Annotated in this window: 1 protein-coding gene; it reads left to right on the forward strand. The window is 32.2% G+C overall.

The features are described 5' to 3' along the window. Positions 1–141: 141 nt before the first annotated feature. Positions 142–1,020 (forward strand): P63C domain-containing protein, encoded by an 879-nt coding sequence (locus ACFQ13_RS05925; protein WP_386115143.1) that lies wholly within the window; start codon positions 142–144, stop codon positions 1,018–1,020. Positions 1,021–1,249 lie beyond the last annotated feature (229 nt).

Below are 1,249 nucleotides of genomic sequence, written 5' to 3' on the forward strand. Positions count from 1 at the left end.
TTGTGACTTGCCTACGTGGAAATTCCTTCGGAATTTCCTCTCGTTCGGTTCATTTTTGCTAACTTAGTTGCTTAACCACGCAACTAACCATACACAAACACGTTGCCCACAATATACTAAAAACCGCTATAAATTGAAAATATGAGTAAAATAATACACGAAGGAGAAATAGATTTAGCTGGAATAATTATTCCTTGTTACGTTCTTGAAGATGGAACAAGAGTTCTTTCAGGTAGAGGAATGCAAGAGGCTTTGAAAATGGTTGATACAGACGAAAATTCAAAGCCAACAAGTGGGGCCAGATTAAACAGATATTTAGGTCAAAAAAGCCTAGAACCCTTTATTTACAAGGGAAAAGAACCAGGCCACTTTGAGCCAATTGAATGCTATCAAGGAGAGAAAAAAATAAATGGTTACGAAGCAACTATTTTAGCTGACATTTGCGAATCTTTTTTAGATGCTAGAAATGAAATAAATTTATCTGTACGTCAAAAAATAATTGCAGACCAATGTGAAATTTTAATTAGAGCTTTTGCAAAAGTCGGAATTACAGCACTTGTAGATGAAGCTACCGGTTATCAATATGACAGAGAGCGTTTTGAATTACAGAAAATATTAAATGCTTACATATCAGAGGAGATACTAAAATGGCAATTAACATTTACAGACGATTTTTATAAACAAATTTATCGTTTGTGGAATTTACCATTCATACCAAAATATATTAAAAACAAACCGTCTTTTATTGGTAGATTAACAACTAAATATATTTACGAACAGCTACCGAATGGAGTTTTGGAAAATTTAAGAAAAAACACACCAAAAACCGATAAAGGAAATTGGAAATATAAATTTCATCAATCACTTACACCTGAAGTTGGGAAAGAACATTTAAAAAAGCAAATAACAGAAGTTACAACTCTAATGGAAGTATCTAAAACTAAAAAGGAATTTGAACATCTATTTGAAAGAAAATATGGGGATAATTCTCAACTTGAATTAGGGTTTGACGAACAATAAATACTGTGGGCAACACCGTATATAATTTATTGCTGGCTTCTCGCCTACTTACGAAAGTCCTCGCGGACTTTCTTGGTCGGTAATTTTTACTAAATTAGTTGCTTAAACCACGCAACAAACCATATACAACAACGTTAGCTGTAATAAAAACCGAATCGTCCAAAAAAATAATGAGTATAATTAAAGCATTTTTATATACATTTTTAGCATTTGTATTTTGGTCAATAAT

The sequence above is a fragment of the Winogradskyella rapida genome (genome assembly GCF_042675845.1).
In the GTDB taxonomy this organism is placed as follows: Bacteria; Bacteroidota; Bacteroidia; order Flavobacteriales; family Flavobacteriaceae; genus Winogradskyella; species Winogradskyella rapida.

What these genes read in the sequence shown, in the direction of transcription:
- ACFQ13_RS05925 (WP_386115143.1), top strand. Translation starts at nt 142, where the DNA reads ATGAGTAAAATAATACACGAAGGAGAAATAGATTTAGCTGGAATAATT.